At 61.6% G+C, this 24,401-nt stretch carries 27 protein-coding genes and 2 tRNA genes; 15 read left to right on the top strand and 14 right to left on the bottom strand.

Going from position 1 to position 24,401, the window contains the following annotated elements:
- Nucleotides 1-3 precede the first annotated feature (3 nt).
- Complete coding sequence (gene xth, locus DBR16_RS13610; protein WP_109261765.1) at nt 4-819, top strand: exodeoxyribonuclease III; 816 nt, start codon at nt 4-6, stop codon at nt 817-819.
- Here xth and DBR16_RS13605 read toward each other — a convergent pair.
- A complete protein-coding gene (locus DBR16_RS13605) occupies nt 816-1,502 on the bottom strand; it encodes a response regulator transcription factor (protein WP_109261764.1) in 687 nt (228 codons plus the stop codon). The genes xth and DBR16_RS13605 overlap by 4 nt on opposite strands.
- Before the next feature lie 308 nt (nt 1,503-1,810).
- On the opposite strand from DBR16_RS13605, the gene DBR16_RS13600 reads away from it, so the two are divergent.
- Nucleotides 1,811-2,317 carry a L,D-transpeptidase family protein gene (locus DBR16_RS13600; protein WP_109261763.1) on the top strand — a complete coding sequence of 169 codons (507 nt, stop codon included), beginning with the start codon at nt 1,811-1,813 and terminating at the stop codon, nt 2,315-2,317.
- On the opposite strand, the gene DBR16_RS13595 is transcribed toward DBR16_RS13600, so the two are convergent.
- Nucleotides 2,307-2,990: a YggS family pyridoxal phosphate-dependent enzyme gene (locus tag DBR16_RS13595; protein WP_109261888.1), complete on the bottom strand. Its 684-nt coding sequence runs from the start codon at nt 2,988-2,990 to the stop codon at nt 2,307-2,309. The two genes, DBR16_RS13600 and DBR16_RS13595, sit on opposite strands and share 11 nt — an antisense overlap.
- On the opposite strand from DBR16_RS13595, the gene DBR16_RS13590 reads away from it, so the two are divergent.
- Entirely contained in the window at nt 2,989-3,606 is a 618-nt protein-coding gene (locus DBR16_RS13590; protein WP_161539523.1) for a thiamine phosphate synthase, read from the top strand. The genes DBR16_RS13595 and DBR16_RS13590 overlap by 2 nt on opposite strands.
- On the opposite strand, the gene DBR16_RS13585 is transcribed toward DBR16_RS13590, so the two are convergent.
- Together DBR16_RS13585 and DBR16_RS13580 are read right to left on the bottom strand one after the other, a co-directional pair.
- The gene (locus DBR16_RS13585) at nt 3,603-4,022 is read right to left on the bottom strand and encodes an NtrZ family periplasmic regulatory protein (RefSeq protein ID WP_109261761.1); all 420 of its coding nucleotides are present in this window, start codon (nt 4,020-4,022) and stop codon (nt 3,603-3,605) included. The two genes, DBR16_RS13590 and DBR16_RS13585, sit on opposite strands and share 4 nt — an antisense overlap.
- Nucleotides 4,023-4,125: 103 nt before the next feature.
- Nucleotides 4,126-5,313 (bottom strand): porin, encoded by a 1,188-nt coding sequence (locus tag DBR16_RS13580; protein ID WP_125184576.1) that lies wholly within the window; start codon nt 5,311-5,313, stop codon nt 4,126-4,128.
- Between the two features lie 269 nt (nt 5,314-5,582).
- On the opposite strand from DBR16_RS13580, the gene DBR16_RS13575 reads away from it, so the two are divergent.
- From DBR16_RS13575 to DBR16_RS13540, 8 genes are all read left to right on the top strand, one after another.
- Complete coding sequence (locus DBR16_RS13575) at nt 5,583-6,068, top strand: DUF3576 domain-containing protein (RefSeq protein ID WP_109261759.1); 486 nt, start codon at nt 5,583-5,585, stop codon at nt 6,066-6,068.
- 39 nt (nt 6,069-6,107) lie between these two features.
- Entirely contained in the window at nt 6,108-8,693 is a 2,586-nt protein-coding gene (gene leuS, locus DBR16_RS13570; RefSeq protein WP_109261758.1) for a leucine--tRNA ligase, read from the top strand.
- A 2-nt stretch (nt 8,694-8,695) separates the two neighbouring features.
- The gene (gene lptE, locus DBR16_RS13565; protein ID WP_109261757.1) at nt 8,696-9,187 is read left to right on the top strand and encodes an LPS assembly lipoprotein LptE; all 492 of its coding nucleotides are present in this window, start codon (nt 8,696-8,698) and stop codon (nt 9,185-9,187) included.
- Nucleotides 9,184-10,239 carry a DNA polymerase III subunit delta gene (holA, locus tag DBR16_RS13560; RefSeq protein ID WP_109261756.1) on the top strand — a complete coding sequence of 352 codons (1,056 nt, stop codon included), beginning with the start codon at nt 9,184-9,186 and terminating at the stop codon, nt 10,237-10,239. Before lptE ends, holA begins: the two co-directional genes overlap by 4 nt.
- Nucleotides 10,240-10,285: 46 nt before the next feature.
- Nucleotides 10,286-10,362, top strand: a tRNA-Arg gene (locus tag DBR16_RS13555).
- 188 nt (nt 10,363-10,550) lie between these two features.
- Nucleotides 10,551-11,099, top strand: coding sequence for a hypothetical protein (locus tag DBR16_RS13550; protein WP_161539522.1), 549 nt, complete (start codon nt 10,551-10,553; stop codon nt 11,097-11,099).
- 82 nt (nt 11,100-11,181) lie between these two features.
- Entirely contained in the window at nt 11,182-11,727 is a 546-nt protein-coding gene (locus tag DBR16_RS13545; RefSeq protein WP_161539521.1) for a molybdopterin-dependent oxidoreductase, read from the top strand.
- A gap of 191 nt (nt 11,728-11,918) precedes the next feature.
- Entirely contained in the window at nt 11,919-13,436 is a 1,518-nt protein-coding gene (locus DBR16_RS13540; RefSeq protein ID WP_109261753.1) for an alanine/glycine:cation symporter family protein, read from the top strand.
- Nucleotides 13,437-13,487: 51 nt separating this feature from the next.
- On the opposite strand, the gene DBR16_RS13535 is transcribed toward DBR16_RS13540, so the two are convergent.
- Both DBR16_RS13535 and DBR16_RS14030 read right to left on the bottom strand, forming a co-directional pair.
- A complete protein-coding gene (locus DBR16_RS13535; protein WP_161539520.1) occupies nt 13,488-14,312 on the bottom strand; it encodes a heme-dependent oxidative N-demethylase subunit alpha family protein in 825 nt (274 codons plus the stop codon).
- Nucleotides 14,309-14,701 (bottom strand): VanZ family protein, encoded by a 393-nt coding sequence (locus DBR16_RS14030; RefSeq protein ID WP_161539519.1) that lies wholly within the window; start codon nt 14,699-14,701, stop codon nt 14,309-14,311. The genes DBR16_RS13535 and DBR16_RS14030 overlap by 4 nt, the downstream gene beginning before the upstream one ends.
- On the opposite strand from DBR16_RS14030, the gene bioB reads away from it, so the two are divergent.
- On the top strand, nt 14,700-15,710 hold the full coding sequence (gene bioB / locus DBR16_RS13530; RefSeq protein ID WP_109261751.1) for a biotin synthase BioB: 1,011 nt from the start codon (nt 14,700-14,702) through the stop codon (nt 15,708-15,710). The two genes, DBR16_RS14030 and bioB, sit on opposite strands and share 2 nt — an antisense overlap.
- A 256-nt stretch (nt 15,711-15,966) precedes the next feature.
- On the opposite strand, the gene DBR16_RS13525 is transcribed toward bioB, so the two are convergent.
- From DBR16_RS13525 to DBR16_RS13495, 7 genes are all read right to left on the bottom strand, one after another.
- A complete protein-coding gene (locus DBR16_RS13525; RefSeq protein ID WP_109261750.1) occupies nt 15,967-16,266 on the bottom strand; it encodes a gamma-butyrobetaine hydroxylase-like domain-containing protein in 300 nt (99 codons plus the stop codon).
- A complete protein-coding gene (locus DBR16_RS13520; RefSeq protein WP_109261749.1) occupies nt 16,263-16,475 on the bottom strand; it encodes a Trm112 family protein in 213 nt (70 codons plus the stop codon). The genes DBR16_RS13525 and DBR16_RS13520 overlap by 4 nt, the downstream gene beginning before the upstream one ends.
- Before the next feature lie 42 nt (nt 16,476-16,517).
- Nucleotides 16,518-16,742, bottom strand: coding sequence for a helix-turn-helix domain-containing protein (locus DBR16_RS13515; RefSeq protein WP_109261748.1), 225 nt, complete (start codon nt 16,740-16,742; stop codon nt 16,518-16,520).
- Nucleotides 16,742-17,191 carry a hypothetical protein gene (locus tag DBR16_RS13510; RefSeq protein ID WP_109261747.1) on the bottom strand — a complete coding sequence of 150 codons (450 nt, stop codon included), beginning with the start codon at nt 17,189-17,191 and terminating at the stop codon, nt 16,742-16,744. Before DBR16_RS13510 ends, DBR16_RS13515 begins: the two co-directional genes overlap by 1 nt.
- A gap of 72 nt (nt 17,192-17,263) precedes the next feature.
- Nucleotides 17,264-17,893, bottom strand: a complete 630-nt coding sequence (locus DBR16_RS13505) for an LON peptidase substrate-binding domain-containing protein (RefSeq protein WP_109261746.1) — start codon at nt 17,891-17,893, stop codon at nt 17,264-17,266.
- A gap of 40 nt (nt 17,894-17,933) precedes the next feature.
- Nucleotides 17,934-18,863, bottom strand: coding sequence for a thioredoxin (gene trxA, locus DBR16_RS13500; RefSeq protein WP_109261745.1), 930 nt, complete (start codon nt 18,861-18,863; stop codon nt 17,934-17,936).
- 62 nt (nt 18,864-18,925) lie between these two features.
- Nucleotides 18,926-19,435 (bottom strand): prolyl-tRNA synthetase associated domain-containing protein, encoded by a 510-nt coding sequence (locus DBR16_RS13495; RefSeq protein ID WP_109261887.1) that lies wholly within the window; start codon nt 19,433-19,435, stop codon nt 18,926-18,928.
- An 81-nt stretch (nt 19,436-19,516) separates the two neighbouring features.
- Here DBR16_RS13495 and DBR16_RS13490 point away from each other — a divergent pair, with 81 nt between their 5' ends.
- Entirely contained in the window at nt 19,517-20,086 is a 570-nt protein-coding gene (locus DBR16_RS13490) for a DsbA family protein (RefSeq protein ID WP_161539518.1), read from the top strand.
- 76 nt (nt 20,087-20,162) lie between these two features.
- Nucleotides 20,163-20,237 (top strand) — tRNA-Gly (locus DBR16_RS13485).
- 204 nt (nt 20,238-20,441) lie between these two features.
- On the opposite strand, the gene DBR16_RS13480 is transcribed toward DBR16_RS13485, so the two are convergent.
- Nucleotides 20,442-21,050, bottom strand: coding sequence for a hypothetical protein (locus DBR16_RS13480; RefSeq protein ID WP_109261743.1), 609 nt, complete (start codon nt 21,048-21,050; stop codon nt 20,442-20,444).
- A 183-nt stretch (nt 21,051-21,233) separates the two neighbouring features.
- Here DBR16_RS13480 and cas9 point away from each other — a divergent pair, with 183 nt between their 5' ends.
- Complete coding sequence (gene cas9, locus DBR16_RS13475) at nt 21,234-24,395, top strand: type II CRISPR RNA-guided endonuclease Cas9 (RefSeq protein ID WP_109261742.1); 3,162 nt, start codon at nt 21,234-21,236, stop codon at nt 24,393-24,395.
- Nucleotides 24,396-24,401 lie beyond the last annotated feature (6 nt).

Raw genomic sequence — 24,401 nt, 5'->3', positions numbered from 1 at the left:
CTTATGACCACGCTTTCGATTGCCAGCTGGAATGTGAACTCTGTGCGCCTGCGCGCCGTGCCGCTGATCGCGCCTTTCGTGGCCGCCTGCCAGCCGGATGTGCTGTGCCTGCAGGAGATCAAGTGCCAGAGCCATGAATTCCCGGAAAAAGCCTTCCGCGAAATGGGCTATGAGCATTTTCATGTGCGCGGGCAGAAAGGCATGCATGGCGTGGCCATTGCCTCGAAATATCCGCTGCAGGATCTGGGCGATGAAGCGATCTGCCCGCGCGAGGAAGCGCGGCATCAGCGCGTCGGTGTGCAAGGCATCGAGCTTCACAATTTCTATATTCCGGCCGGCGGGGACGAGCCGGATATCGAAATCAATCCGCGCTTTGCCCACAAGATGGATTTCCTGGCCTGCACGCGGGATTATTTCGCCGCGCGCGACACGAAGAATGACAAGATCGTCATTCTCGGCGATTTCAACATCGCTCCGCGCGAACATGATGTCTGGTCACACAAACAGCTTCTGAAAGTGGTCTCGCACACGCCGGGCGAGGTCGAGGCGCTGAATGCCATTCTGGCGGCGGGCGATTTCATTGATGTCGCGCGGGAAGTCATTCCCGAGCCGGAAAAGATCTACACCTGGTGGAGCTATCGCGCGAAAGATTACCGCGCCTCCAACCGGGGCCGGCGACTGGACCATATCTGGGTGACGCCGCCCCTGAAGGATGCGGCGCTGGCGCGCGGCCGGGACGGTTTCCGGATCTACGAGCCGGAGCGTGGCCGCGAAAAGCCGTCCGACCATGTGCCGGTCGTCCTGGATCTGGTGCTTTAGCTCTGCAGCCTGTAGCCGCCGCTTTCGGTAATCAGCAGGCGCGAGCGGGCCGGGTCGGGCTCGATCTTCTGGCGCAAACGATAGATATGGGTTTCCAGCGTGTGGGTGGTGACATTGGGGTTATAGCCCCAGACCTCATGTAACAACTCCTCCCGCGAGACCGGCTTGCCGCCCGAACGATAGAGGTATTTGAGGATATTGGTTTCCTTTTCCGTCAGGCGGATCTTCTTCTCGTCTGCCGTGATCAGAAGCTTCATGGACGGTTTGAATTCGTACGGCCCGATCTGGAAGACGGCATCCTCGCTCTGTTCGTGACTGCGCAGGTGCGCGCGGACGCGGGCGAGCAGGACAGAAAACTTGAACGGCTTGGTGACATAGTCATTGGCGCCGGATTCGAGACCGAGGATCTGGTCGGCATCGGTATTCTGCCCGGTCAGCATGATGACCGGGGCGGTCACGCCATTCTTGCGCATCAGGCGGCAGGCTTCGCGCCCGTCCATGTCGGGCAGGTCAACGTCCAGCAGAACAATATCCACCCGTTCATCGCGGGCGATATTTATGCCTTTGGTCGCATTGTCCGCATCCCGGACCGTGAATTCGTCATGAAACCCGAATTGTTCGATGAGGGTTTCGCGGAGATCGTCGTCGTCATCGACGCACAGAATCGTTTTTTTCACACTCATAGTCTGATCATGCCATTTTTTGTACGGGAGGCAATTCCTGCCGGGCGGCTGAAATTTCCCGGCAGGAATGACCGGACCGGCGTTCACGGTCAAGCACACAATCGCGTGTGCAAGGCGTCATCGATGCGTGAAAAATGGCCGCATTTTTGCATGGTTAACGCCTGACATGTCCGGTCCTGTGCGGGCTGCGGCATGACACCTCCGTGGTGGGGGAGGCGACCGGGACGCTGCCTTGGGTGCGCTTGCACCTGTCGGCGTCCCGCGCCGACCGCTGGACTTGTGCGCCAAATTCCGGAATTCCTGCCTGCATGACCCGTTTCACCGTGACATCCGATGGCCGGTTTTCGGCACCTGACGCCTTCTGCCGCGCCGCGCTCGGCAAGGGCGGCGTCAAACCGGAGGCCGGCAAGGTGGAAGGGGATGGGGCGACCCCGCTTGGCACATATGTGCTGCGCCGTGTGCTTTACCGGGCGGATCGTGGCGCGGCTCCGGAGACCACGCTGCCGGTGCGTCCGATCCGGCCCGATGATGGCTGGTGTGATGCGCCGGATGATCCCGCCTATAACCGGCCCGTGCGCCTGCCCTATCCGGCGTCTTGCGAGGAAATGACACGCGCGGACGGACTTTACGACGTCGTGGTCGTGCTGTCGCATAATGATGATCCGCCGGTTCCGGGGCGCGGCTCCGCCATCTTCCTGCATTGCGCGCGGCCGGATTATGCGCCGACCGAGGGGTGTGTGGCGCTGGCGAAAGCCGATCTGGAAGCCGTGCTGAAAGGCGCGGCACCCGGCGATACACTCGAGATCAGGCGGTAGGCCGCTCGCCGAACAGGGCGGAGCCGACGCGCACGCTGGTGGCGCCGAATTTCACCGCGGTCTCGAAATCCCCGCTCATCCCCATGGAGAGTTTTTCGATGCCATTGGCCGCCGCAAGGTCTGCGAGCAGGGCAAAATGCGGTCCGGCGGGGTCTTCGACCGGCGGAATGCACATCAACCCCTCGATTTTGAAGCCATAATCCTCGCGCATCTGCTTCAGAAAGTCCGCGACGGCGGGCGGGGCAATGCCGGCCTTCTGGTCTTCCTCGCCGGTATTGACCTGGACATAGAGGCGCGGCTGCCTGCCCAGCTTTTCCATTGCCTTTTTCAAGGCCCCGGCGAGCTTGATCCGGTCAAGCGTCTCGATCACGTCAAACAGGGCGACCGCCGCTTCCGCCTTGTTGGTTTGCAACGGGCCAATGAGGCGCAATTCGAGATCGGGAAAATCTGACCGGCGTTCCGCCCAGCGGCCCTGCGCCTCCTGCACCCGGTTCTCGCCAAAGACGCGGTGACCGGCGGCAAGGGCGGCCCGGATGCGGCTGTCCGGCTGTTTCTTGGAGACGCCGGTCAGTGTGACCGATGACGGGTCACGGCCTGCGGATTCCGCGGCCATGGCGATCCGCTTCAGGATTTCATTCCGGCGGGCGGCAAATTCGTTTACGGATGTGGTCATGTCCTCCCGCACCTATTCCCAAGCGATGCTGCTGGCAAGGCTGGCCGCCAGATGGCCCGGTGTTCCGGGCGTGCTGCCGCCGCTGATTGCCCTGACCGATCCCGAGCGGACGCCGGATGTCGCCGCTTTTGCCAATAGCCTGCCGGATGGCTGCGCGCTGATCTACCGGCATTTCGGCCGCCCGGAGCGGTTCTCCGAAGCCGCCCGTCTGGCCGGGATTGCGCGGGAAAAACGGCTGGTGCTTCTGATCGCCGCGGATCCGGACCTGGCGGACGCCTGTGATGCCGACGGCGTGCACTGGCCGGCGCGGCTGGCCGGACCGGCGCGAAAATGGCGGCGGGGACGGACCGGTCAGATCATGACGATGTCGGCGCATAACCGGCGCGAACTTACCCTGGCCGCAAAAGCGGGGGCGGATGCGGCAGTATTATCGCCGGTGTTTGCAACCCGGAGCCATGCGGGTGACACGGCACTCGGCGTGCACCGCGCCCGCGGGCTGGCCCGGGCGTGCGCAATCCCCGTCTATGCGCTGGGCGGCATAACGGCAGACACGGCAAAGAATCTGTCAGGATCAGGATTTGCGGGTGTGGCCGCGATCGGCGGGCTGAAACGCTAGAAACGCCAGCCGGTTTCGAACTTGACTTCCGGTGCGCGCTCATCGATCTGCGGGCCCGTCACCAGATTGTCCGGATTGGAGAAGCGGATCGACCCGCCAAAGCGGAAGCGGTCATTGAGATCGACATAGACGCCGGCATCAATGGAATCGAATTCCCGGCGCTGCTCGTCATTGCGGTCAAAGCCGAGGGTGAAGCCCCAGCCATTGCCGGGGCTGAATTCAACCTGATTGTCCGGGAAGTCGAGATTGACGCCAGGCGCCACATTGGAATCCAGCGTGTAGGTCTCATACCAGGCCTGGGCATCGGCATCGCTGGAGGCGCTGACCGCATCCTGGAACGCAAAAGCGCCCGGCGCGGAGGCAACACACCCCGCGACCGCAGCAGCGATCGTCCATGATTTCAACACCTGGCTCATGCCATAAAGCCCCTCATTACCCTGCCAATATAGCCAATCTCGCGCAAAAGGCGAAGGGCTGAATCTCAGGGTTACAACGTTTTAAGGCGCCTCCCTGGTCCGGTCAGTGCCGGAATGTCAGCTCAAGGAAGGCTCCCGTGCCATTTTCACTATTGTTTACAGCGCCTTGTGGAGAAAGCGCCGTGAAATCACGATTTGTTGAGTGTAATCCAAAGGTCACAGTGTGATGGTCGCCGACAAGCCGGGAGAGGGTAAATTGCAGTGCAGTTTCCGATTCCTGCAGATAATCATCCCTGGATGTGGCGGCTTCCGCACCGAAGCTCCAGTCGCCCACATCATAGCGCGCCGCCGCCGCGAGTGCCTGATAGCGTCCGTCTGACACCGCATTGTCGGCCCACAGGCCGGAGACGCCGAAGGACAGCCCGTCCCGCGACCAGCGGACTTGTGCGCCAAGGGCGGAATAATTGTCCTGAAACTCCACTGATAGCGGTTCTCCGGTGACGACATTCAGCGCCGCTTCAATCCGTCCGGTCCCGGCGAATGTGTGATCGAAACTCGCCCCCGCCTCGAACACGTTTTCGAGGCTGGATGATCCGGCCCCGCCCGGGTGGGCATCCGCCAGGCAGATATCGACCCCGCAAAAGCGGGCTTGCGGCGCAAAGGAGGCCGAGGCTCTCAATCCGATGATACGCGGTGTGGAATAGACCAGAGACGGGCCAAATCCGGCGCCGGTATTGGCGGTGCGCGTCATCACCTGGCGGCCCAGCCCCAGGGGCCCGCCATCCAGGCGGACAAAGGCGGAACCGGTGGGCAGAGTGATGGCTTCCACCTGAGCTGCGCCCGGTGTCAGGCCCAGCCGCCATTCTCCCCAGCCGGCTTTCAGAAAAACATTCAGCCGTTCTGCCGCAAAGGCCTTGCGGCCGGAAGCAGCCGCGCCGCCACGATACCGGCCGGTGGCGAGCGAGCGCTGCGGGACCGTCAGAACCGGGCCGGCGGCATTCGCGAATCCCTCGCGCGCGATATCGCTCTGGGCGTGCAGGCCGAGCTCCAGCCCCCAGCGCCAGCCATTGCCGGAAATCGCTTCCCATTCGAATCGTGTGTCGAGATCGGCGAGGATGTTGCCGCCGTAATTTCCGCCGCCAGCCACCAGGGCTGCATCGGTACGCAGGCTGACCTCAACCGCAGCAAAGCGGTCCGGGCCGGTATCGGAATTCTGCAGAGAATGCGCCGGCGCGGCCGCGAGGACTGCAGAAAGCGCGGAGAATATTATCGCGCTCTTGGTCTGCGTCATTGTGCCTCTCGCGGCCCCGCCGGTCGGCCCCGTCCCCCCGGACGAGACGCCAATCCACACCGGGGGCACCGGTATCGTCAAGCGGATGGCGCGGCAAATATGGCAAGAAAAAGGCAGATGTGACGCGAAAGCCACGATGGCGGAATCCCGGCCCGCAATGAAACAGGTGTCGCCCATGGCTGGCCATGCGCGTTTCGCATGGTATAGAACACGTCGCCGTCGGGCCAACGGGCCTGATTTGCCACACTGTTTCTCATGGAGACCGAGAGATGACGTTCAGCCGCTCCCTAACCTTGCCGGTTCTTGCGCTTTCCATGCTTGCGCTCGCGGCCTGTTCCTCGTCCCGTGGCGCCAATACGGATGGCGAAAACCGCGGCGGACTGCGGCTGCCCGGCTTTTCGAACGCGGCCAGCGACCAGCGTCCGGCGGGCATTGGCGTCAACAGTTTTCTGTGGCGCGCCAGCCTTGATACGATCAGCTTCATGCCGCTGGATCAGGTCGATCCTTTCGGCGGCGTGATCATCACCGACTGGTATGCGAATCCAGAACTGCCGAGCGAACGTTTCCAGGTGACGGTCTATATCCTCGACACGCGGTTGCGCGGCGATGCGCTGTCCGTGCGGGTCTTCCGCCAGGAACGCAATGAAGCCGGCGAATGGAATGATGCCTCGGTGACGCCGCAGACCGCGATCGATATCGAGAATGCGATCCTGACGCGGGCCCGGCAACTGCGCATTTCCACGCTCGACAACTAATCTTTTCGCCCGCGCGGAGCGCGGGTCCGGGACTTTTCCATGAGCCGATACAATCCCAGAGAGGCCGAGCCGAGATGGCAGAGCGTCTGGGCCGATCAGGGCGTGGACCACGCCGCACGCGAAGCGACTGACCGGCCGAAATACTATGTCCTCGAGATGTTTCCCTATCCGTCAGGGAAAATCCATGTCGGCCATTCCCGCAATTATGCGATGGGCGATGTGGTGGCGCGCTATAAACGCGCAAAGGGATTTGATGTCCTGCATCCGATGGGCTGGGATGCGTTCGGCCTGCCCGCGGAAAACGCCGCGCGCGAGCGCAATGTGCATCCGCGTGACTGGACGCTGAAGAATATCGAGGTGATGCGCGGCCAGCTGAAACGGCTGGGCCTGGCGCTGGACTGGGATCGTGAAATCGCGACCTGCGAGCCGGACTATTACAAGCACCAGCAGGCGATCTTCCTGAAATTCCTTGAAAAAGGCCTGGTCGAACGGCGCAAGGCGAAGGTCAACTGGGATCCGGTCGACAATACCGTTCTGGCCAATGAGCAGGTGATTGACGGCAAGGGGTGGCGGTCCGGCGCGCCGGTGGTGCAGCGCGAGCTCGACCAGTGGTTCCTGAAGATCACCGATTATGCCGACAGCCTGCTGGACGGGCTGGACCAGCTCGACCGCTGGCCGGACAAGGTGCGGCTGATGCAGGCCAACTGGATCGGCCGGTCACGCGGGGCGCATGTCACCTTCCCGTTTGCCGATCCGGCCGACAGGGACCGATTCGGCTGCGAGGGCATCACCGTCTTCACGACACGGCCGGACACGCTGTTCGGGGCCAGCTTTCTGGCGCTGGCTTCCGATCACGCCATCACCACAGCCCTGGCGGCCGATGATCCGCTGATCGGGAAATTTGCGCGCGATTGCGCGGCCTCCGGCACGACGGCGGAAGAGATCGAGAAAGCCCCGAAAAAGGGCATCGATCTGGATGTGAAGGTTCTGCACCCGTTCGACCCGGACTGGGAGCTCCCGGTCTGGTCCGCCAATTTTGTCTTGTCGAGCTACGGGACGGGCGCGATTTTCGGCTCTCCAGCCGGGGATCAGCGCGACCTGGAATTTTCCCGCAAATATGATCTGCCGGTGACACCGGTTGTGCTGCCGCCGGGCGCGGATGCGGCCACGCACAGCATTGATGACGAGGCCTGGACCGGGCCGGGCACGATCTATAATTCGCGCTTCCTCGACGGGCTGTCGACAGAAGCGGCGATCGAACGCGCCATCCAGGAGCTGGAGAAGCGCAAGCTGGGCCATGGCGCCACCAATTACCGGCTGCGGGACTGGCTGGTGTCGCGGCAGCGTTACTGGGGCTGCCCGATCCCGGTCATCCATTGCGATAGCTGTGGCGCGGTGCCGGTGCCGGAGGACCAGTTGCCGGTGGAATTGCCACGCGATGTCACCTTCGACACGCCGGGCAATCCGCTCGACCGGCATGAGGGCTGGCGCCATGTCGATTGTCCGAAATGCGGCCAGCCGGCAAAACGCGAAACCGATACGCTGGATACTTTTGTCTGCTCGTCCTGGTATTTCCTGCGCTTTGCCTCGCCTTGGCCGGAGGACAAGCCTTTCGATCCGGCAGAAGCGCAGCGCTGGATGCCGGTCGACCAGTATGTTGGCGGCATTGAACATGCCATTCTGCACCTCCTGTATGCGCGCTTCTTTACCCGCGCCCTGCATGATTGCGGACTGATTGACCTGCCCTCCGGGGAACCCTTTGCCGGCCTGTTCACGCAAGGCATGGTCACGCACGAGACCTACAAATCGGAGACCGGCAAATGGCTGGCCCCGACCGAGGTCGAGGACCGCGACGGCCAGCTGATCGAGATCGAAACCGGACGCCCGGTGACGGTCGGCGCGATCGAGAAAATGTCGAAGTCGAAAAAGAATGTCGTCGACCTCGATGACTTCATCGACACTTACGGGGCGGATGCGGCGCGCTGGTTCGTTCTGTCGGACTCACCACCCGAGCGCGATGTCGAATACACGGATGGCGGCGTTGACGGCGTCTGGCGGTTTGTCCAGCGCCTGTGGAGCGTGGTGGACGGATTTGAGGGCACGTCCGGCGGCGATATGAACGGGGTCAGCCCCGAAGGCCTGGAGCTGCGCAAGACTGCCCACCGCACCGTCCGCGATGTCACCGAGGCGATTGAGGGCTTCCGGTTCAATTCGGCGGTGGCGAAAGTGCATGACTTCGTCAATGCCTTGCGCAAATTCCTGCCGGCAAACGAGGCGGACAAGGCCGCGCAAGGCGAATCCCTGCGGCTGCTGACGCAGCTCATCTCACCCTTCATGCCGCATCTGGCCGAGGCCTGCTGGGAGCGGCTGGGTCAGGACGGGATTGTTGCGGCGGCGGCATGGCCGGAAGCCGATCCCGCCCTGTTGATCGATAATACGGTCATCCTGGCGGTTCAGGTCAATGGCAAGCGCCGCGGCGAGATCGAATTGCCCAAGGGGGCAGACAGGGACATGGCGGAAAAGGCCGCCCTGGACGATCCGGGGGTGGCGCGTTCGCTGGAAGGGCTTAATGTGCGCAAAGTGATCGTGGTCCCCGACCGGATCGTCAACATCGTGGCGGGCTAGTTATGAAACGCAATGCAGTCCTTGTTCTGATGGCCGGTGCCCTGATGGGCCTGTCCGCCTGTGCCTTCCAGCCCTTGCATGGCTCGCCGCAACAAATCCGGGCCATGGACGGGATTGTGGTGGCCGTCGATGGCCAGACCCGGATCGACCAGATACTGGACGAAGCCCTGAATGACCGTTTCGGCACGCCCTCGGGCGGGCGGTACCGTCTTGCGGCGGTCACCAGCATGACCGCTTCCGGTCTGGGCGTGGGTGCTGATGATGTGGCGACCCGTTCGGCGATTTCCCTGACGGTTGATTTCAGCCTGATCGATGCCGGATCCGGCCTGCCGGTGCTGACCGAAACCGTCCGCGCCGAAGCCACGGTCGATATCCCCCAGCAACCCTATGCTGCGATCAGCGCCCGCCGCGATGCCGAAGAGCGCGCCGCCAGCCAGGCGGCCGACCGGATTGCCCTGCGCGTGGCGCGGTATATCAACCGCGGCGGCCAGTGAAGGCGACAGCCCGCGATGTGAATACGCGGCTGGCGCAGCCGGACCGCGAATTGACCGCCTGGCTGATCTACGGGCCGGACCGCGGTCTGGTCCGCGAGCGCGCCAATGTGCTGGTCCGGGCGCTGGTCGAGGACCCGGATGACCCCTTCAATGTCACCAAGCTGACGGATGAGGATCTGAAGGCCGATCCGGCCACGCTGGCGGATAATATGGCGGCGCTGTCGATGCTGGGCGGGGACCGCCTGGTCCGGGTGCAGATTTCCAGCGAGGCCGGTGGTGCGCCAGTGGCCGATTTCCTGAAGGATTACGAAGCCGGAAAGGCGCCGGCCGAAGCCTGGCTGGTGGTCGAGGCGGGCGATCTCAAACCGGCCGGAAAATTGCGCAAGGCTTTCGAGCCCGCCAAAAAAGCCCTGGCCGCGCCCTGCTATGCCGAGACCGGGCGTGATCTTGCAGACTTTGCCGATGAGGCGCTGGCGGCAGAAGGCCTGACGCTGGCCGCGGAGGCGCGCGCGCGTTTCCTGCCGCTGATCGAGGGCGATCGCGGCGTGGCGCGGTCGGAAATCGACAAGCTCATTCTCTACAAGGGGCCGAAGGATATCCGCCCGGATGGCGAGGACAGCATCACCCTCGACGATATCGAGGCCTGTGCGGCCTCCGGCGGTGAGGCCGCGCTCGACCGGGTGGTCGAAACCGCCATGTCCGGACGGGTCAGGGAGGCCGATGCCAGCCTCGCGCGGGCGCTCGCCGGCGGGGCCAGCGGTGTCGGCCTGGTCCGCACCATCCAGCGGCGGATCGATCTTCTTTCCGAGCTCAAATCCGGCGGGCCGGATGCCGCCATGCGATTGGGCGCCCCGCGCTTTGGCCCGGCGGCGGATGCCTTCAAGCAGCAGGCCGCGCTGTGGACGGACCGGGCGCTGGATCAGGCACGGCAGGCGGCGTTCGAGGCCGAGCGCCAGATGAAGCGGGCCGGGGCCGCTCCGGCCGAGCTTCTGGGCGGGGATTTGCTGTTGAAACTGGCCCTGCGCGCCGAAGCCATGTCAACGCGGCGCTAGACGTGATTGCACCCCCGCCCGCATTGGGTTATTCCACGGCGCGAACGCACCCATAGCTCAGCTGGATAGAGCGCTGCCCTCCGAAGGCAGAGGTCAGAGGTTCGAATCCTCTTGGGTGCGCCATTTTTTCTTGTCCTCCTTCGCCTCCGCTCAGTCGGTCCTCGCTAAAGCTGCGGGCGCGCGGTCGCGCTTGCGAACCCTTGCGGGTTCGGGACGCTGGCGGGTTTGAATTTGCCAGCAACCGGGCTCGCCGGCCCCTCACTCCATCGTGAATTGCGTCTTCGCCGGACCGGAGGAAGTCTGGACGGATGATGGTAACCCACCTTATTGCCGTTTTCCGGCCTGTCCTGCTGGGGCTCGTCCTGGCCGCCTCCGCGCCCGCCGCGGCCCAGACCGTCGCGCCCGCCACCGACGCCGAAGTGCGCGAAGCCTATGGCGTTTTCCTGGACTGGGTGGCCGGCTGGCAGGACGAAGATCATTACGCGCAATACCGGCTGACCGACCGGCGGATCCGCCAATGGTGGCCGCGCGAACGTTATCTGCGCTTCCTGACCGACAGCCGCCGCCGCACCGGCGCGCTGACCTCGATCGAGGTCTTGCAGGCGGGTGCCATTGAGGCGGAGACATTGCCCTGCACCGAGCGGGGTCACTGTTACCGGCCCGGACTGCGCTATGTCTTCCTGCTGTTCCGCACGCGCTATGAGCATGTCGAGGGCGAGCTGACGGAATACGCCGTGATGGCGGAATCGGGCGAAGGATGGCGCTTTGGCGGCGGCAATATTCTCAACCGCCCTATGGGGGAGACCTCGGTGATCATGACGCTTCAGGATGAAAGCCGCTACCGGCAATCCTTCCAGTAAGGGGCCGGGCAATTCACCGGATTTCCCATTCACCCGGGGCCGCGACTCGACTATGCTGCAGCGCAAGCAAGAGGGGCTGAACATGATCCGGCTGATGACAATCATACTGACCAGCGCAAGTCTGGCCGCGTGCTCCGGTGGCGGTGACTCTGCCGGGGGCGGCGACATTCTCACCATTCATGGCGAGATCGGAACGGTCGATCGTGGCCCGATGGAACCCGGGCTGGAACCCCTGTTCCGCGCCTATGGCATCGATTTCGAGCAGGCCAGCGTCATGCCTTTCGCCAGCCTGGCGGACATGCCGCAACACACCGTCCGGGTGGCCTATCCGGAGGGCGGAGAGACGCACAGCTTCTCCGGCCCCTTGCTGCGCGATGTCCTGGCGGCCGCCCTGCCGGAGGGCGATATGCTGACCGTCACCGCGCTGGACGGGTATCAGCGCGATATCGAGCTCTCCCGTATCCAGGAACATGATGTCATCCTGGCCATCCGCATGGAGGGCGATGCGCTGAATATCGGCGGTTTCGGCCCGGCCATGATTGTCTGGCCGCGCGACACGGATGATGCGCTGGACGGCATGGATGACAGCGACTGGGTGTGGGGCGTGTTCTCGATCGAGGTACGCTAGCGCCACCTGTTTGCCGCTTTTTCGAACCGTGTAAACGGTTTCCGTCCCCGCATCGGCGAGGACAGGCTTTCCGCTGAAATGCCCTGCCAGGCTGCCGGACTGGCACACGATTGTGTCAGTGACCGGAAAAAGCCGTTGCGTCCGCGCCATTGCTTCCTAAGCTGCCGCGCAAGCAACTCTTGGGGAGAGATATGGACGCTGAAGCCGCAACAATCGGCCAAACCGTTTCCGAGCTGGTCGGGGTGGTTAACGGGTTCGTCTGGGGGCCGCCCATGCTGGTCCTGCTTCTGGGAACCGGCCTCTATCTGACGGTTTTTCTGAAATTCATGCCCTTGCGGAAAATCGGCTTCGCCTTTGGCGAGCTGATGAAGGGCCGCAAGCCCGAGGGTGAGGGGGATGTGACGCCTTTCGGCGCGCTGATGACCGCCCTGTCCTCGACCATCGGGACAGGAAATATTGCCGGGGTTGCAGTGGCGATCGCCATTGGCGGTCCGGGTGCGCTGTTCTGGATGTGGATGACGGCGCTGGTCGGCATGGCCACGAAATTCGCCGAAGGCGTGCTGGCCGTGAAATTCCGTGAAGTCGATGCCGATGGCCGCCGGGTTGGCGGACCGATGTATTACATCAAGAACGGCATGGGCAAGAAGTGGATCTGGCTCGGCGGGCTGTTCGCCTTTTTCGGCGTCATGGCCGGGCTGGGCACCGGCAATGCCATCCAGACGGCCGAGGTCGTGCGTACGGTCAATGACACCTATGGTGTGGAATACTGGATGACCGGTACCGTGATCGCCGTCCTGGCTGCGGCTGTCATTCTCGGCGGCATCAAGCGGATCGCCACCGTGGCCAGTGCGCTGGTGCCATCCATGGCCGGGATCTATATCCTGGTCGGTCTGATCGTGGTCGGCATGAATGTGGATGCCATACCGGCCGCCCTCGGCGCCATTTTCACCAATGCGTTCGGCTTTGACGCTGCCGCCGGCGGTTTCTCCGGCGCGCTGCTGATGATGGCCATGCAGCGCGGCGTGGCACGCGGGATTTTCTCCAACGAAGCCGGTCAGGGTTCGGCCCCGATCGCGCACGCGGCGGCACAAAATGACAGCCCTGTTGATCAGGGCATCATCGCCATGTTGGGCACCTTCATTGACACGATCCTGGTGTGTTCGATCACCGGTCTGGCGATTCTGACCTCCGGCGTCATCCCGGCGGAATGCAATGCCGGGCTGATCGCGATCTCCGGAAACCTGCCCGAGGTCTGCGAGACCGGGGCCCGGATCACCGCGGCCGCCTTCGGCGCGAACCTGCCCTTCGGTGACCAGTTCGTCACCATTGCGCTGGCGCTGTTTGCGTTCACCACCATTCTGGGCTGGTCCTATTATGGCGAGCGCTGCGCGGAATACCTGCTCGGCGTCAAGATCGTGCTGCCCTTCCGGCTGGCCTGGATTGTGATGATCCTGGCGGCCACCGGCCTGCTCTATGCCGGCGACAATGTCACCGCGCTGATGAATACGGTGTGGCTGACCACCGACACGCTGACGGGTCTGATGGCCGCGCCGAACCTCATCGCCCTGCTGGTGCTGTCCCCGCTGATCTTCAGGATGACGCGGGAATACTTCGCCAAGCTGGAAGCAGGTGAAGGCAAGGAAGCCGCGGCGCAGGCGGCGATCAATGTCGATGTGAAGGATACAGGTGACGGCCCGCCCCGAACCTGACCTTCACGGGATATGAATGGAAAAGGCCCCGTCATCCGGCGGGGCCTTTTTCTATGCCCTGTCCAGCGCCGCAAGCGCGGCTTCGACATGGGCGTTGAACTGGCCCCAGCGCTTGTACGCCAGCGCATCCTCCGAGGCCGCGCGCCAGCTGGCGGCAAAGGCGGCGCGGTCGGCCGGATCGGCCAGGGCGGTGCGGATCGGGTCCAGGCAGATGCGGATGCAGAAGAGAATGGCGTTCGTGGCCTCCAGCCGGACGAGGGTCTGGCGTTCGACGCGCAGGGCCAGCCGGTCGATGGCCTCGCGGGCCGGTGTCGTCTTCAATTGTTCGCGCATGGCCGAGCCGTGCGGCCAGTGCCGCTCCATGCCCAGTTGCACGGTCCAGTTAAAGCGCTCGAAGACTTCGCCTGACGGCATGCGGTCAAAGACGCGGGCAATCTTTCCCGCCAGCGAGGGTGAGCCGCTGGGCACAGGGGCATGCAGCTGGTGCAGTTCGCGGTCGAAGGCATCGTCGAGCGAAAAGAAGGTCGGCTGGGTCAAAAGCAGGCTGGTGGCGATCCAGCCGTCTCCGGCCTTTTCCATGACCACAAGATCGTCCGAGACCAGCCGCCCCGCCGCGATCAGGGCCGGTTCGGTGCGGCCCGTACGGGTCTGGCCGGTCGCCGCCTCGATCCGGGCGAGCGCTTCGGCTTCGGCAGCGGCCGCAGACGGGAGGGCGCGGTAATAGGTGTCCGGCGTGGCATCGAGGCGTTCCGATTTGAGCGCCAGCCAGCCGGCTTCCGGGTCCGGCGTCAGCCAGTCTTGCGGCGCGATGCGCCTGAGACCGACTTGGAAACGCGGCGGCCCGTCATAGAAGGGTTTATAGGGCGGCCGCTTCACGGCTTGCGCAGCCCGGTCAGGGCCACCAGCACCAGCGCCAGCGCGATTCCGGCGGCGTCGGCCACCACATCGGCAAAGGACATGGTGCGTTGCAGGACGGGCGAAGCCTGGATCAGCTCGATCAGCAGGCCGTGGGTGATCATGGCCAGCGCGATGAACCAGAGCGGCAGGCGGCACCAGCCAAAGGCGGCGAGCAGGGTGAGGACCAGGAAAGCGGCGGCATGTTCCAGCTTGTCCGTCCCGAGGAGCCGCGGCGGCGCGGCCGGGCCGGGCAGGAGCGCCAGAATGGTGATGGCTGTAAAAGCCAGCCAGAACATGCCCTTGGCGGCTTGCCGCAAAGCGAGGCTCTTTCTAGGGTCCGGACCGGAAGAAAACGGGTGAAATGACATGCCGGCCACTGTCCTTGATATCGAGACCTTGTCAAAGCCCCGCTTTGACTGGACTGCAGACGAGGCGGGCCGGATATACCGGGCTCCGTTTAACGATTTGCTGTTCGCGGCGCAAAGTGTGCACCGGAGGCATCACGCGGCCAATGCCGTGCAGAAATCCCAGCTCCTGTCGATCAAGACCGGCGGCTGTGCCGAGGATTGCGGCTATTGCAGCCAGTCCGCCTTCCACGAAACCGGCCTGAAAGCCTCTAAACTGATGCCGGTGGACGCGGTCCTCGCCGCAGCCCGCAAGGCCAGGGCCGGCGGAGCGACACGCTTTTGCATGGGCGCAGCCTGGCGCTCTCTGAAAGACCGCGATGTCGATGCGGTGTGCGAGATGATTGAAGGGGTCAAGGCGGAAGGCCTCGAGACCTGCGTCACGCTCGGCATGCTGGAAGCCGAACAGGCCCGGCGGCTGAAGGTGGCGGGACTGGATTATTACAATCACAATCTGGATACGAGCCGGGACTATTACGACACGGTGATCACCACCCGCACCTATGACGACCGGCTGGAAACGCTGGGCCGGGTGCGTGAGGCCGGCATCAATATCTGCTGTGGCGGCATTATCGGCATGGGCGAGAGCGAGGATGACCGGATCGGCCTGCTGGTCGAGCTCGCCTCACTCGATCCGCATCCCGAGAGCGTGCCGATCAATCATCTGGTCGCGGTCGAGGGCACGCCGCTGGGGCATGCCAAACCGCTGGACGGGTTTGATTTCGTGCGGGCGATTGCCGCCGCGCGCCTGATGATGCCGCGCTCGGTCGTGCGCCTGTCGGCGGGCCGCGAAGGCATGAGCCGGGAATTGCAGGCGCTGTGTTTCCTGGCCGGGGCGAATTCCATCTTTGTCGGCGAGGAATTGCTGACCACGCCGAATCCGGACCTGGAGGCGGATGGCGCGCTGTTCAGCGATCTCGGCCTGGAGCCGATGGCGGCGCCGTCTTCGCCAGCGGAACGCGCGGCGGAGTAGGCAGCACATATTTCCCCTCCCCTTGATGGGGAGGGTCGACGAGCCGTAAGGATCGGCGGGGTGGGGTGATCAACGCCGCGACTGTTTATTGCCCCCACCCCTACCCCTCCCCACACAGGGGGAGGGGAAAGCGGGCAACCCCCAAGATAAACCCGTACCGTCTTCTTCCGGCTTGACCGGACGACCTCGATGACGAAGAGGCCCTCCGGTCAAGCCGGAGCAAATCGCGCTATAGAACAGACGGTTTATGTGACGCCTAATCCAGCCCGGCGAGTTCGCGCAGATAATCCCAGGTGAAAAGACCGGAATCATGGCCGTCATCGAACACGATCTGGACGGCATAGCGGCCGACCGGATGGGCGGCGGTCACGCCGACATTTTCCTTGCCGGTGATGGCCTTTTTCTGACCCACACCATGACCCTGCACCTCGGCGCTGGGCGATTCAGTGCGCAAGCGTTCAAAACTGACTTCGCCGGTCCGGCCGTCATCAAAGTCGATGGTCAGCACTTTGCGGGACTTTGAAAAGTCCAGTTTTTGCGGCCAGGCGCGGCTCATTTCGCTTCCGCGTCGCTGAGCTCGCGGGCCTCCTCCGGCAACATGATCGGCACGCCCTCGCGCACCGGATAGGCCAGACGCGCCTTTTTCGAGACCAGCTCGCCCGCCTTGCGGTCATAATGCAACGGCCCGCGCGTGACCGGGCAGACCAGCACTTCCAGCAGTTTGGGATCGACGTCTTTTTGCGGGGTTTCGATGTTTTCGCTCATGTCTTGATATCTAGCGCCGCTGGCGGCAATTTGCCAGACGGGTCACGCATCCAGGTCGGTCTCATCCACGTCATAGTCAATGATATCACCGGGGCGGCAATCGAGCACGAGGCAGAGTTTCGACAGGGTATCAAAACGCATTCCCCGGACTTTGCCGTTTCGCAGCAGGCTGAGCTGCGTTTCCGACAGGCCGATTTTCTCGGCGACATCACGCGCCCGCATTTTGCGCCTCGCCAGCATGACGTCGAGTGTGACCCGCACCGGCATCAGACGAAACCGTCCAGCTCGGCACGAATCTGCCGGCCCCGCCGCGCCAGAAGGATCAGCGTCAGTCCGGCAAATGCGAGCACCAGATTGGCGAGGGTCAGATCAAAGCGGACTCCGGTCATCACCGTAAAGCCGTTCTGCACGAGATGACGCAAAGCCGGTTCCGCGAGAATGGCCACCCATGCCCCGAGCATCAGGCCGGCACCCATCTGATTGAGGCCCGATAACAAAGCCGGGCCAAATCCTGCTGCGTCTCGGGATTTCGAAAACACTTCCGCACCGGACCAGAAGGCCCAGAGATAGAAAACGGGCGCCGCCAATCCAATCCAGTCCGCTCCAGCTTCCGAGGCCGGATAGATGGCAAGGTGTTTAAGCCCTAGCAGGACCGCCACGATCAAAACAAAAATCCGCAAGGCAAGCGCAATGGGTGAGGCCGACAAGGCAGGCATGATTTCTTCTTTCAGTTAAATATCATCAACTGAAACGCTAATTATTTTAAGTTTTATATAAAGTCAATACAGTCAGTTCGGCGTGCCGCCCGCACCTTCGGCCAGTTTCTTTTCCAGCAGCGCCGTCATCAGATCATAGCGGGCGCGGCCGTCCTCGGCTTCCAGCAGGGCCTGTTTTTCCTTGGCGGCAAAGGGGGCGGCCATGGCGATCTGGTCGACAATGCGGATGACGGGGGCGGCATCCACCGTGCCCCAGTCACACTTGATGCCTTCCTGCGCGAACCAGCCGCGCAACAGGGCGGTGAAGCGCGCGCGGTCGGCGGTCAGCAGGGCGTCGGGCGCGGCGCGGTCGGCGGTAAAGAGCGACCAGTCGACCTGCGCGGTGCGATAAGGGGTCTTTTCGTCCAGCTCGGCGCGGATCTCGAAACGGGAGAGGCCTTCGAGCTCGATCAGATAGCGGCCATCATCGGTTTCGGCATGGCGGGTGATGCGCCCCGCCCCGCCGATCGCCTCGACCAGCGGGCGCTCCGGCGTGCCACCGGCCCGCGTCTGGACAATGCCGATCAGCTTGTCTGTCGCCAGCACGTCATCGACCATGTTGAGATAGCGCGGCTCGAAAATATTCAGCGGCAAGGCCTCGCCGGGCAGCAATATGGCACCGCCCAGCGGGAAAATCGGCAGAATGGATGGCAGACGGATCATACCCAAGAGCTAGGGTGAATGAGCGGCTCTGCCAAGGGGGTCAGGAAAACAGCAGGGTGGACAAGCGCCGCCGCCCGGTCTTCGCCACCGGCGAGGCAAAGCCTGCGGCCTCGAAAATCTCCAGCAGCCTTGCTTTGGCCTTGCCCTCTTCCCAGTCCGCTTCGGCTTCCAGAATGTGGAAGAGCTGATCACTGGCGCCCTGCAGATCGCCCTTGCCGGCCAGCGCATTGGCCAGTTCGAAGCGGGTGGCGTGATCGCCGGGATTGTCCGCCAGTTTCTGTTCCAGCTCGCCGGCCTCACCGGCATCGCCGGCTTCCTCGGTCAGTTTCAGCGCAGTCAGGGCGGCCTGCACGGCCGGATCGGATTTTTTGTCCTCCGGCACGTGCTGGAGGAGTTCTTTTGCCTTGTCCGGTTCGCCACCGGCGAGGAAGACCCGCGCCATGCCGGCAATCGGGGCGATATTTTCCGGATCGGATTGCGCCGCCAGCGAGAAGTCCTGGGCGGCACCGCCGAGATCCCCGGAGGCGAGGCTTTCCTCGGCGCGCTTCAGCAGCGCCTCGATCTCGGCCTTGTCCGGCCCGTCGCCCGTCAGGCGCTTGATGAAATCATTGATCTGGCTTTCCGGCAGCGCGCCCATGAAACCGTCCACCGGCTGGCCGTTGCGGAAGGCAAAGACGGCGGGGATGGACTTGACCTGAAGCTGGCCGGCGACGCCCGGATTCTCGTCGATATTGATCTTGACCAGACGCACCTTGCCCCCGGCCTTGCGCACGGCATTCTCGATCATCGGGCCGAGCTGGCGGCAGGGGCCGCACCAGGGGGCCCAGAAATCCACCAGCACCGGCACTTCTTTCGAGGGCTCGATGACATCGGCCATGAAGCCCTGGTCCGTGCCCTCCTTCACCAGATCGGCGGCGCCCTGCGGGGCGGACGGGGCGGCATTCGGGTTGGTGGTGAAAAAATCGCTCATGGCACAAATCCGTCTTTGATGTCTTCGGGTCTACTTGGCGCGGGCGGGCGGTGTTTACAAGGTCAGTCGTCTGCCGCCAGCGCCGCGAAATCCACAATCAGCGGGTCATGGCCGGTGGCCTTTGCAAATTTCAGGAGGTCGTCGCGCGCAATGGCGGTGGTGGCGTCATTTTTCAGCGGGTGGAAATTGACCGGATCGGTGGCCAGCAAGGCGGCGTCAACGACGAAGGTGACCTGCCTGCCGGTATCATTCATCAGCGCAAAGGCGGTGACCGAGCCGGGACGGACGCCCAGCACTTCAAGCAGGTCCGACTCGCGGGCAAAGGACAGGCGCTGGCAACCGATCAGCTTGTGCAGACGGTTGACGCGGACCGGCGTATCGCCCAGCGCCGAGACCAGCACGAAGCGGCCTCTCTTGTCCTTGAGGAAGAGATTCTTGGTATGCCCGCCGGGCAGGCCGGCCTTGATCGCCTGGCCCTCATCCACCGTGAAGACCGGCGCATGATCCAGCGTTGAATGGGCGATGCCCAATTCATCGAGAAACGCGAACAGGTCGGTGCGGGCCGCAGGCATGACCTGCCTTATGCGGCATGGAGCACATGGATCAAGCGCAAAATTGCGATAGTCTCCGCCTCCGGCCATAAGGATCTGCCCATGACGACGACTGTCTGCTTTTTTGCCTTCCGCAGCCCCTATTCGCGCATCGGCCTCGCCAAGCTGAAGGCGGCGGGTGTGGCGCCGGTGGTCATTCCCTTTACCGGACCGCCGGACGGGGCGCCCTTCTTCAATCCCACCGACAGCCGCCCGAAGCTGGACTATTATCTGGAAGACATTCCGCGGATGACGGCGCGGGCCGGGCTCAAACTGGCCTTTCCCGACCCGTTCGAGCTGACCTCGCGCCTGCCCAATCTTGCCTTTCACCTTGCCGATCAGGCGGGCAAGGGATTTGAGTTTGCCTGTGCGGCGTCGGAGGCGCGCTGGGGCGAGGGGCAGGATCTCAACCGGCATGACGTGCTGGCCGGCATCGCCGCCGGGCTGGGTCTGGATCTGCCGGAGGCGGAGGCGCTGAAAAGCGCGGAGGGTCTGCGCGCGGCGGAGCAAGAGGCGCGCGCCGCGGTCAATGCCCATGGCGTGTTCGGCGTGCCCTTCCTGATCGCGGACGGGCAGAAATACTGGGGGCAGGACCGCTTTGATCTCTATCTGGAAGCGATCCGGGCCAGCTGAATCTGGCGTCTTGCCATCGGGCCGGGATTGCGCGATATACGCCGCCTCCCGGCGCAAGCCGGAACCCCGGACATGAGCGGGCGTAGCTCAGGGGTAGAGCGTCACCTTGCCAAGGTGAATGTCGTGAGTTCGAATCTCATCGCCCGCTCCATTCTTTTCAATGACTTAGAACGAATTAGTTGAACTGTAGAAAGTTCCGTTCCACTGCGATTCCACCACCGCAGCCCTTAATTGGTTTTCACAGGCATCTGTCTGAAAGTGGGGGTGCCGCAGGGGGGCAACGGGGGGCGCTTTCATTTGCAAGTGATGGCATGAATTTTTCTCGGAGAAATGCCCGGTCTCCAATTAATCTAGTCTACCAATCGCCGGAACTCGAACAGTCGAACTCATCCGATTGGTAAAGAGCGGGGTCACGGTTTTCCAGATAGCAGCTCAAGAAATAATTGGGGTCTTGTGGGCGGTTTCGATAAAATATTCCGCTGAGGTAATCTATTAAGAGGACGTTAGACGGAATCGAAACGTCGGATATATCTGCTCTATCAAAACATTGCGCTGCGATCATCATATAGAGGATGGATTCCGGCTCTGGCCTCATATTCTCGCGATCCTCTAGCGCCTGTCGTTCGTCCTCTATAGGCTGCCAACCCAATGGATTGCCTGCTGTGCCCGCGAGCGCATAGGGGACCATTGACGAACTCAACTGATCAACTGACAAGTCGGAACAATCAACGCGCATGTATGATTTTATGATAGAGAACTGCATTGGGACGCCGGGAGTTCTTCTTGCCATAAGAACCCATCCTCCCTCCTGCTCGGTATAATCCGAGTATCGAAACAGCACGCCATCGGTTCGATCCGAGAGCATTTGCACCCAGCCCGGCACCTGTTGTTGATCACCCTGAGCAGCCGAGTGGCCGGTCGTCAATCCGATTAAAGAGAAGATCAACAGAGCTAGACGGATCATATTTTCTAATCCCGTGCAAAAAAAGAACGACCCCCGAAGAGGCCGTTCCATTTTGTGGTCTAAACCTTGTTACCGGAAAGACCGCATATCCAGATCAGCTAAATTTGGACTTTTCTACGCTACTGTTTGCAGGCAGAGGCGTCAATATGCTTAGATTGTAGAGGTTGTAGGAAAGAAATCTGGATGACTTGGCGATTAGGGCTGGATGTCGGGACAAATTCTGTTGGCTGGGCAGCGCTTGGGTTGGGTCCGACCGGGCCCGAAACTCTCATTGGTACAGGCGTTCGGATTTTCTCGGACGGTCGCAATCCCAAGGATGGTTCTTCGCTCGCGACAAAGAGGCGCGAACCTCGATCTGCCAGACGAAACCGTGATCGTTATCTGAAACGTCGTAGCGAGTTCATGGAGCGACTTGTCGCATTTGGCCTGATGCCAAAGGACGAATCCAAACGAAAAGAGTTGGAACATCTAGACCCCTGGATACTCCGCTGTCGCGCTCTGGATGAACCCCTGACAGCTCATGAAATCGGGCGTGCGCTCTTTCACCTTCAACAGCGCCGGGGCTTTAAATCGAACCGGAAGGCGGATCGGGGAGATAGTGACAAGGGTGCAATCGCTGAGGCCCGAGAACGAACACTCGACAGGCTTGCAAATGAAGGCGCGCGAACTCTGGGTGAACTGTTTGGTCGCAGGCGCATGGACGCCGCGCAAAATAATGCGGTAACGTCAAAGGGTGCACGCCAACCACAACCCGCCGCCAGAGTGAGTCCTTATCAAGACGGCGCAAAGCTTGCCTATGATTATTATCCGACACGCGAACTGATACAGCAGGAATTCGATCTAATCTGGGAGTCACAGGTCAGTTTTCAGGGCAAAGACACGTTGACAGACGACGCCCGTAACGCGCTTGCAGACACGCTACTTTATCAGCGCAAGTTGAAGCCTCAGCCGGTGGGTAAATGTTCGCTGGACCCCACCCAGACGAGAGCAGAACGCGCCCTCCCGTCCATCCAAAGGCTCCGTATTTATCAAGATGCCAACCACCTTCATGTGCTGGTTACAGGAGAGCCATCGCGTTCACTGACGCTTGAAGAGCGCGACATTGTCGTCGACAGGCTTCTCGGGTCGGCAAGAGTTTCGTTTTCTGGTCTGCGCAAAGCATTGAAACTCCCCGCAGACAGTCGCTTCAATCTGGAAAGCGAGAAGCGCAGCTTTCTCTTAGGCGATGAAACAGCTGCCGAACTCGCCAAGGAGAAGCGCTGGGGCAAAGAATGGCGGAAAATGCTTTTCGCGGACCAAGAGCGAATTGTGCGTCAGTTGCTGGATGTGGAAGAAGAAGAAGAACTGAGACGCTGGCTGACAGACGAATTCGGTCTAGGCGCAACGGAAGCAAATGCCGTTTCAGATGCCTCGTTGCCAGAAGGTCATGCCGCTATCTGTTCCGACGCAGCCGGGCGGCTACTTACAGCGCTTCAAGGTGCGGTGATCACCTATGACAAAGCGGTCATTGAGGCCGGGTTTCTGTCACATTCGCGGCTGGATCATCATGGCGAAATTCTGGATCGCCTCCCCTATTACGGCAAGGTGCTACAGCGACACGTTGCCTTTGGGAGTGGTGAACCATCTGACAAGGCGGAAAAGCGATACGGCAAGGTCGCCAATCCAACCGTCCATGTGGCCCTCAACCAGATTCGACATGTTGTGAATGATCTGGTCAGACGCATTGGATCGCCTGAAGAAATCGTCATTGAACTCGCTCGCGATCTGCCGCTATCGGCTCAAGGCAAACGGGATCTTGAGAAAAGGCAACGCGAAAACCAGAATGCAAACGAAAAAAGACGAGAGGATTTGAGGAAACTCGGTCGATCTGACACCTATGAAAACCGAATGCGGTTGAGATTATGGGAAGAACTTAATCCCGAAAACGTTCTTGATCGGAAATGCCCGTTTACCGGCGAACAAATCGGAATTGAGCGCCTTTTTTCTGATGAGGTCGAGATAGAGCATATCCTGCCGAAGTCCCGAACACTTGATGATAGTCCGGCAAACAAGACGCTGTGCATGCGCTCTGCCAATCGAGAGAAACGCGAGCGGTCGCCCTATGAAGCTTTCGGTTCTTCACCCGGCTCATATTCATGGGGTCATATCGTCGCGCGGGCAGCTAATATGCCGAGTAATAAATCCTGGAGATTTGCACCCGACGCCATGGATCGGTTTGAATCGGAGGAACGTGACTTTCTGGACCGGCAGCTGAGCTCCACGCAATACATAGCGAGGCTGACAGCCAATTATCTGGTCTGGTTGGTAGGCGACCCCGGAAAGGTTCATGTCACCCCCGGACGTCTGACAAGCGACCTACGACATCATTGGGGGCTAAATTCTGTTCTGCGCGGACACAATGAGGCCGAGCCGGAGGCGATTGGTCAGAAGAAGAACCGCAATGATCATCGTCACCATGCGATTGACGCCATTGTGGTTGCCCTCACCGACAGAGGCCTTCTAAAGAAAATTGCAACTCAGGCGGCCCGGAATCAATCCAATAGTAGCGGGCAACTTATTGATACAATCGACACGCCATGGGCCAGCTTTCGGGATGATGTTGCAGCTTGCCTGTCGTCGATCATTGTCTCCCACAAGGCAGATCATGGCGTACAGGGCGCACTTCACAATGATACCGCCTACGGATTAGCAAGCGACGCTGACAAGACCGGTAAACGGGACGTTGTTCATCGGGTTCCGGTAGCAAGCCTTGATACCCTCAAGAAAATCGAACAGGTGCGCGATCCGCTCATCCGTGATGCGTTCATGGATGCCGCAGCGGGATTAACCGGCAAGGACGTTGTGACAGCCGTAGTGACCGCTGGCGAGGCCATGACGCCTCCCGTTCGTAAAGTCCGAGTGCTGGAGAGGATGAACGTTATCCCCATCAATGACAAAGATGGCCAAACATACAAAGCCTATAAGGGCGACGGAAATTATTGTTACGATATTTACGCGAATGAAAAGGGTGGATGGACCGGAGAGGTTGTCTCGCGGTTTGACGCCAATCAGCCGAGCTTTGAGGCCAATGGATCTATTTCGAGAAGCGGCACCCCTTTGATCATGCGGATTCGCGGCGGCGATACGTTATTGATTGATCAAGGGCAAGGCGAACGTTTCATGCGCGTGGTCAAGTTCAGCTCTGGTATGATCTGTCTTGCTGAACATTTCGAGGCAGGCTCGTTGAAGGCTCGCGACACCGATCAACATGATGATTTCAAATATTTAATTGTCGCGCCCAGTCGCCTGCAAAACTGGGGCGCTCAGATCGTTCATGTTTCGCCCTCCGGGCATGTATTCCGGTGACCGAAA

Source organism: Hyphobacterium indicum (assembly GCF_003129605.1).
GTDB lineage: Bacteria > Pseudomonadota > Alphaproteobacteria > Caulobacterales > Maricaulaceae > Hyphobacterium > Hyphobacterium indicum.
The sequence above is the reverse complement of the archived record's forward strand: the minus strand, read 5'-3'. Positions and strand labels throughout refer to the sequence as shown.

What these genes read in the sequence shown, in the direction of transcription:
- DBR16_RS13575 (WP_109261759.1), top strand. Translation starts at nt 5,583, where the DNA reads ATGACGTTCAGCCGCTCCCTAACCTTGCCGGTTCTTGCGCTTTCCATG.
- DBR16_RS13480 (WP_109261743.1), bottom strand. Translation starts at nt 21,050, where the DNA reads ATGATCCGTCTAGCTCTGTTGATCTTCTCTTTAATCGGATTGACGACC.
- DBR16_RS13495 (WP_109261887.1), bottom strand. Translation starts at nt 19,435, where the DNA reads ATGCCTGCGGCCCGCACCGACCTGTTCGCGTTTCTCGATGAATTGGGC.
- DBR16_RS13585 (WP_109261761.1), bottom strand. Translation starts at nt 4,022, where the DNA reads ATGAGCCAGGTGTTGAAATCATGGACGATCGCTGCTGCGGTCGCGGGG.
- DBR16_RS13595 (WP_109261888.1), bottom strand. Translation starts at nt 2,990, where the DNA reads ATGACCACATCCGTAAACGAATTTGCCGCCCGCCGGAATGAAATCCTG.
- DBR16_RS13520 (WP_109261749.1), bottom strand. Translation starts at nt 16,475, where the DNA reads ATGAGCGAAAACATCGAAACCCCGCAAAAAGACGTCGATCCCAAACTG.
- DBR16_RS13600 (WP_109261763.1), top strand. Translation starts at nt 1,811, where the DNA reads ATGACCCGTTTCACCGTGACATCCGATGGCCGGTTTTCGGCACCTGAC.
- DBR16_RS13550 (WP_161539522.1), top strand. Translation starts at nt 10,551, where the DNA reads ATGGTAACCCACCTTATTGCCGTTTTCCGGCCTGTCCTGCTGGGGCTC.
- lptE (WP_109261757.1), top strand. Translation starts at nt 8,696, where the DNA reads ATGAAACGCAATGCAGTCCTTGTTCTGATGGCCGGTGCCCTGATGGGC.
- DBR16_RS13540 (WP_109261753.1), top strand. Translation starts at nt 11,919, where the DNA reads ATGGACGCTGAAGCCGCAACAATCGGCCAAACCGTTTCCGAGCTGGTC.
- DBR16_RS13590 (WP_161539523.1), top strand. Translation starts at nt 2,989, where the DNA reads ATGTCCTCCCGCACCTATTCCCAAGCGATGCTGCTGGCAAGGCTGGCC.
- bioB (WP_109261751.1), top strand. Translation starts at nt 14,700, where the DNA reads ATGCCGGCCACTGTCCTTGATATCGAGACCTTGTCAAAGCCCCGCTTT.
- leuS (WP_109261758.1), top strand. Translation starts at nt 6,108, where the DNA reads ATGAGCCGATACAATCCCAGAGAGGCCGAGCCGAGATGGCAGAGCGTC.
- DBR16_RS13510 (WP_109261747.1), bottom strand. Translation starts at nt 17,191, where the DNA reads ATGCCTGCCTTGTCGGCCTCACCCATTGCGCTTGCCTTGCGGATTTTT.
- trxA (WP_109261745.1), bottom strand. Translation starts at nt 18,863, where the DNA reads ATGAGCGATTTTTTCACCACCAACCCGAATGCCGCCCCGTCCGCCCCG.
- DBR16_RS13605 (WP_109261764.1), bottom strand. Translation starts at nt 1,502, where the DNA reads ATGAGTGTGAAAAAAACGATTCTGTGCGTCGATGACGACGACGATCTC.
- DBR16_RS13490 (WP_161539518.1), top strand. Translation starts at nt 19,517, where the DNA reads ATGACGACGACTGTCTGCTTTTTTGCCTTCCGCAGCCCCTATTCGCGC.
- DBR16_RS13505 (WP_109261746.1), bottom strand. Translation starts at nt 17,893, where the DNA reads ATGATCCGTCTGCCATCCATTCTGCCGATTTTCCCGCTGGGCGGTGCC.
- cas9 (WP_109261742.1), top strand. Translation starts at nt 21,234, where the DNA reads ATGACTTGGCGATTAGGGCTGGATGTCGGGACAAATTCTGTTGGCTGG.
- DBR16_RS13515 (WP_109261748.1), bottom strand. Translation starts at nt 16,742, where the DNA reads ATGCCGGTGCGGGTCACACTCGACGTCATGCTGGCGAGGCGCAAAATG.
- DBR16_RS13545 (WP_161539521.1), top strand. Translation starts at nt 11,182, where the DNA reads ATGATCCGGCTGATGACAATCATACTGACCAGCGCAAGTCTGGCCGCG.
- DBR16_RS13525 (WP_109261750.1), bottom strand. Translation starts at nt 16,266, where the DNA reads ATGAGCCGCGCCTGGCCGCAAAAACTGGACTTTTCAAAGTCCCGCAAA.
- DBR16_RS13580 (WP_125184576.1), bottom strand. Translation starts at nt 5,313, where the DNA reads ATGACGCAGACCAAGAGCGCGATAATATTCTCCGCGCTTTCTGCAGTC.
- xth (WP_109261765.1), top strand. Translation starts at nt 4, where the DNA reads ATGACCACGCTTTCGATTGCCAGCTGGAATGTGAACTCTGTGCGCCTG.
- DBR16_RS14030 (WP_161539519.1), bottom strand. Translation starts at nt 14,701, where the DNA reads ATGTCATTTCACCCGTTTTCTTCCGGTCCGGACCCTAGAAAGAGCCTC.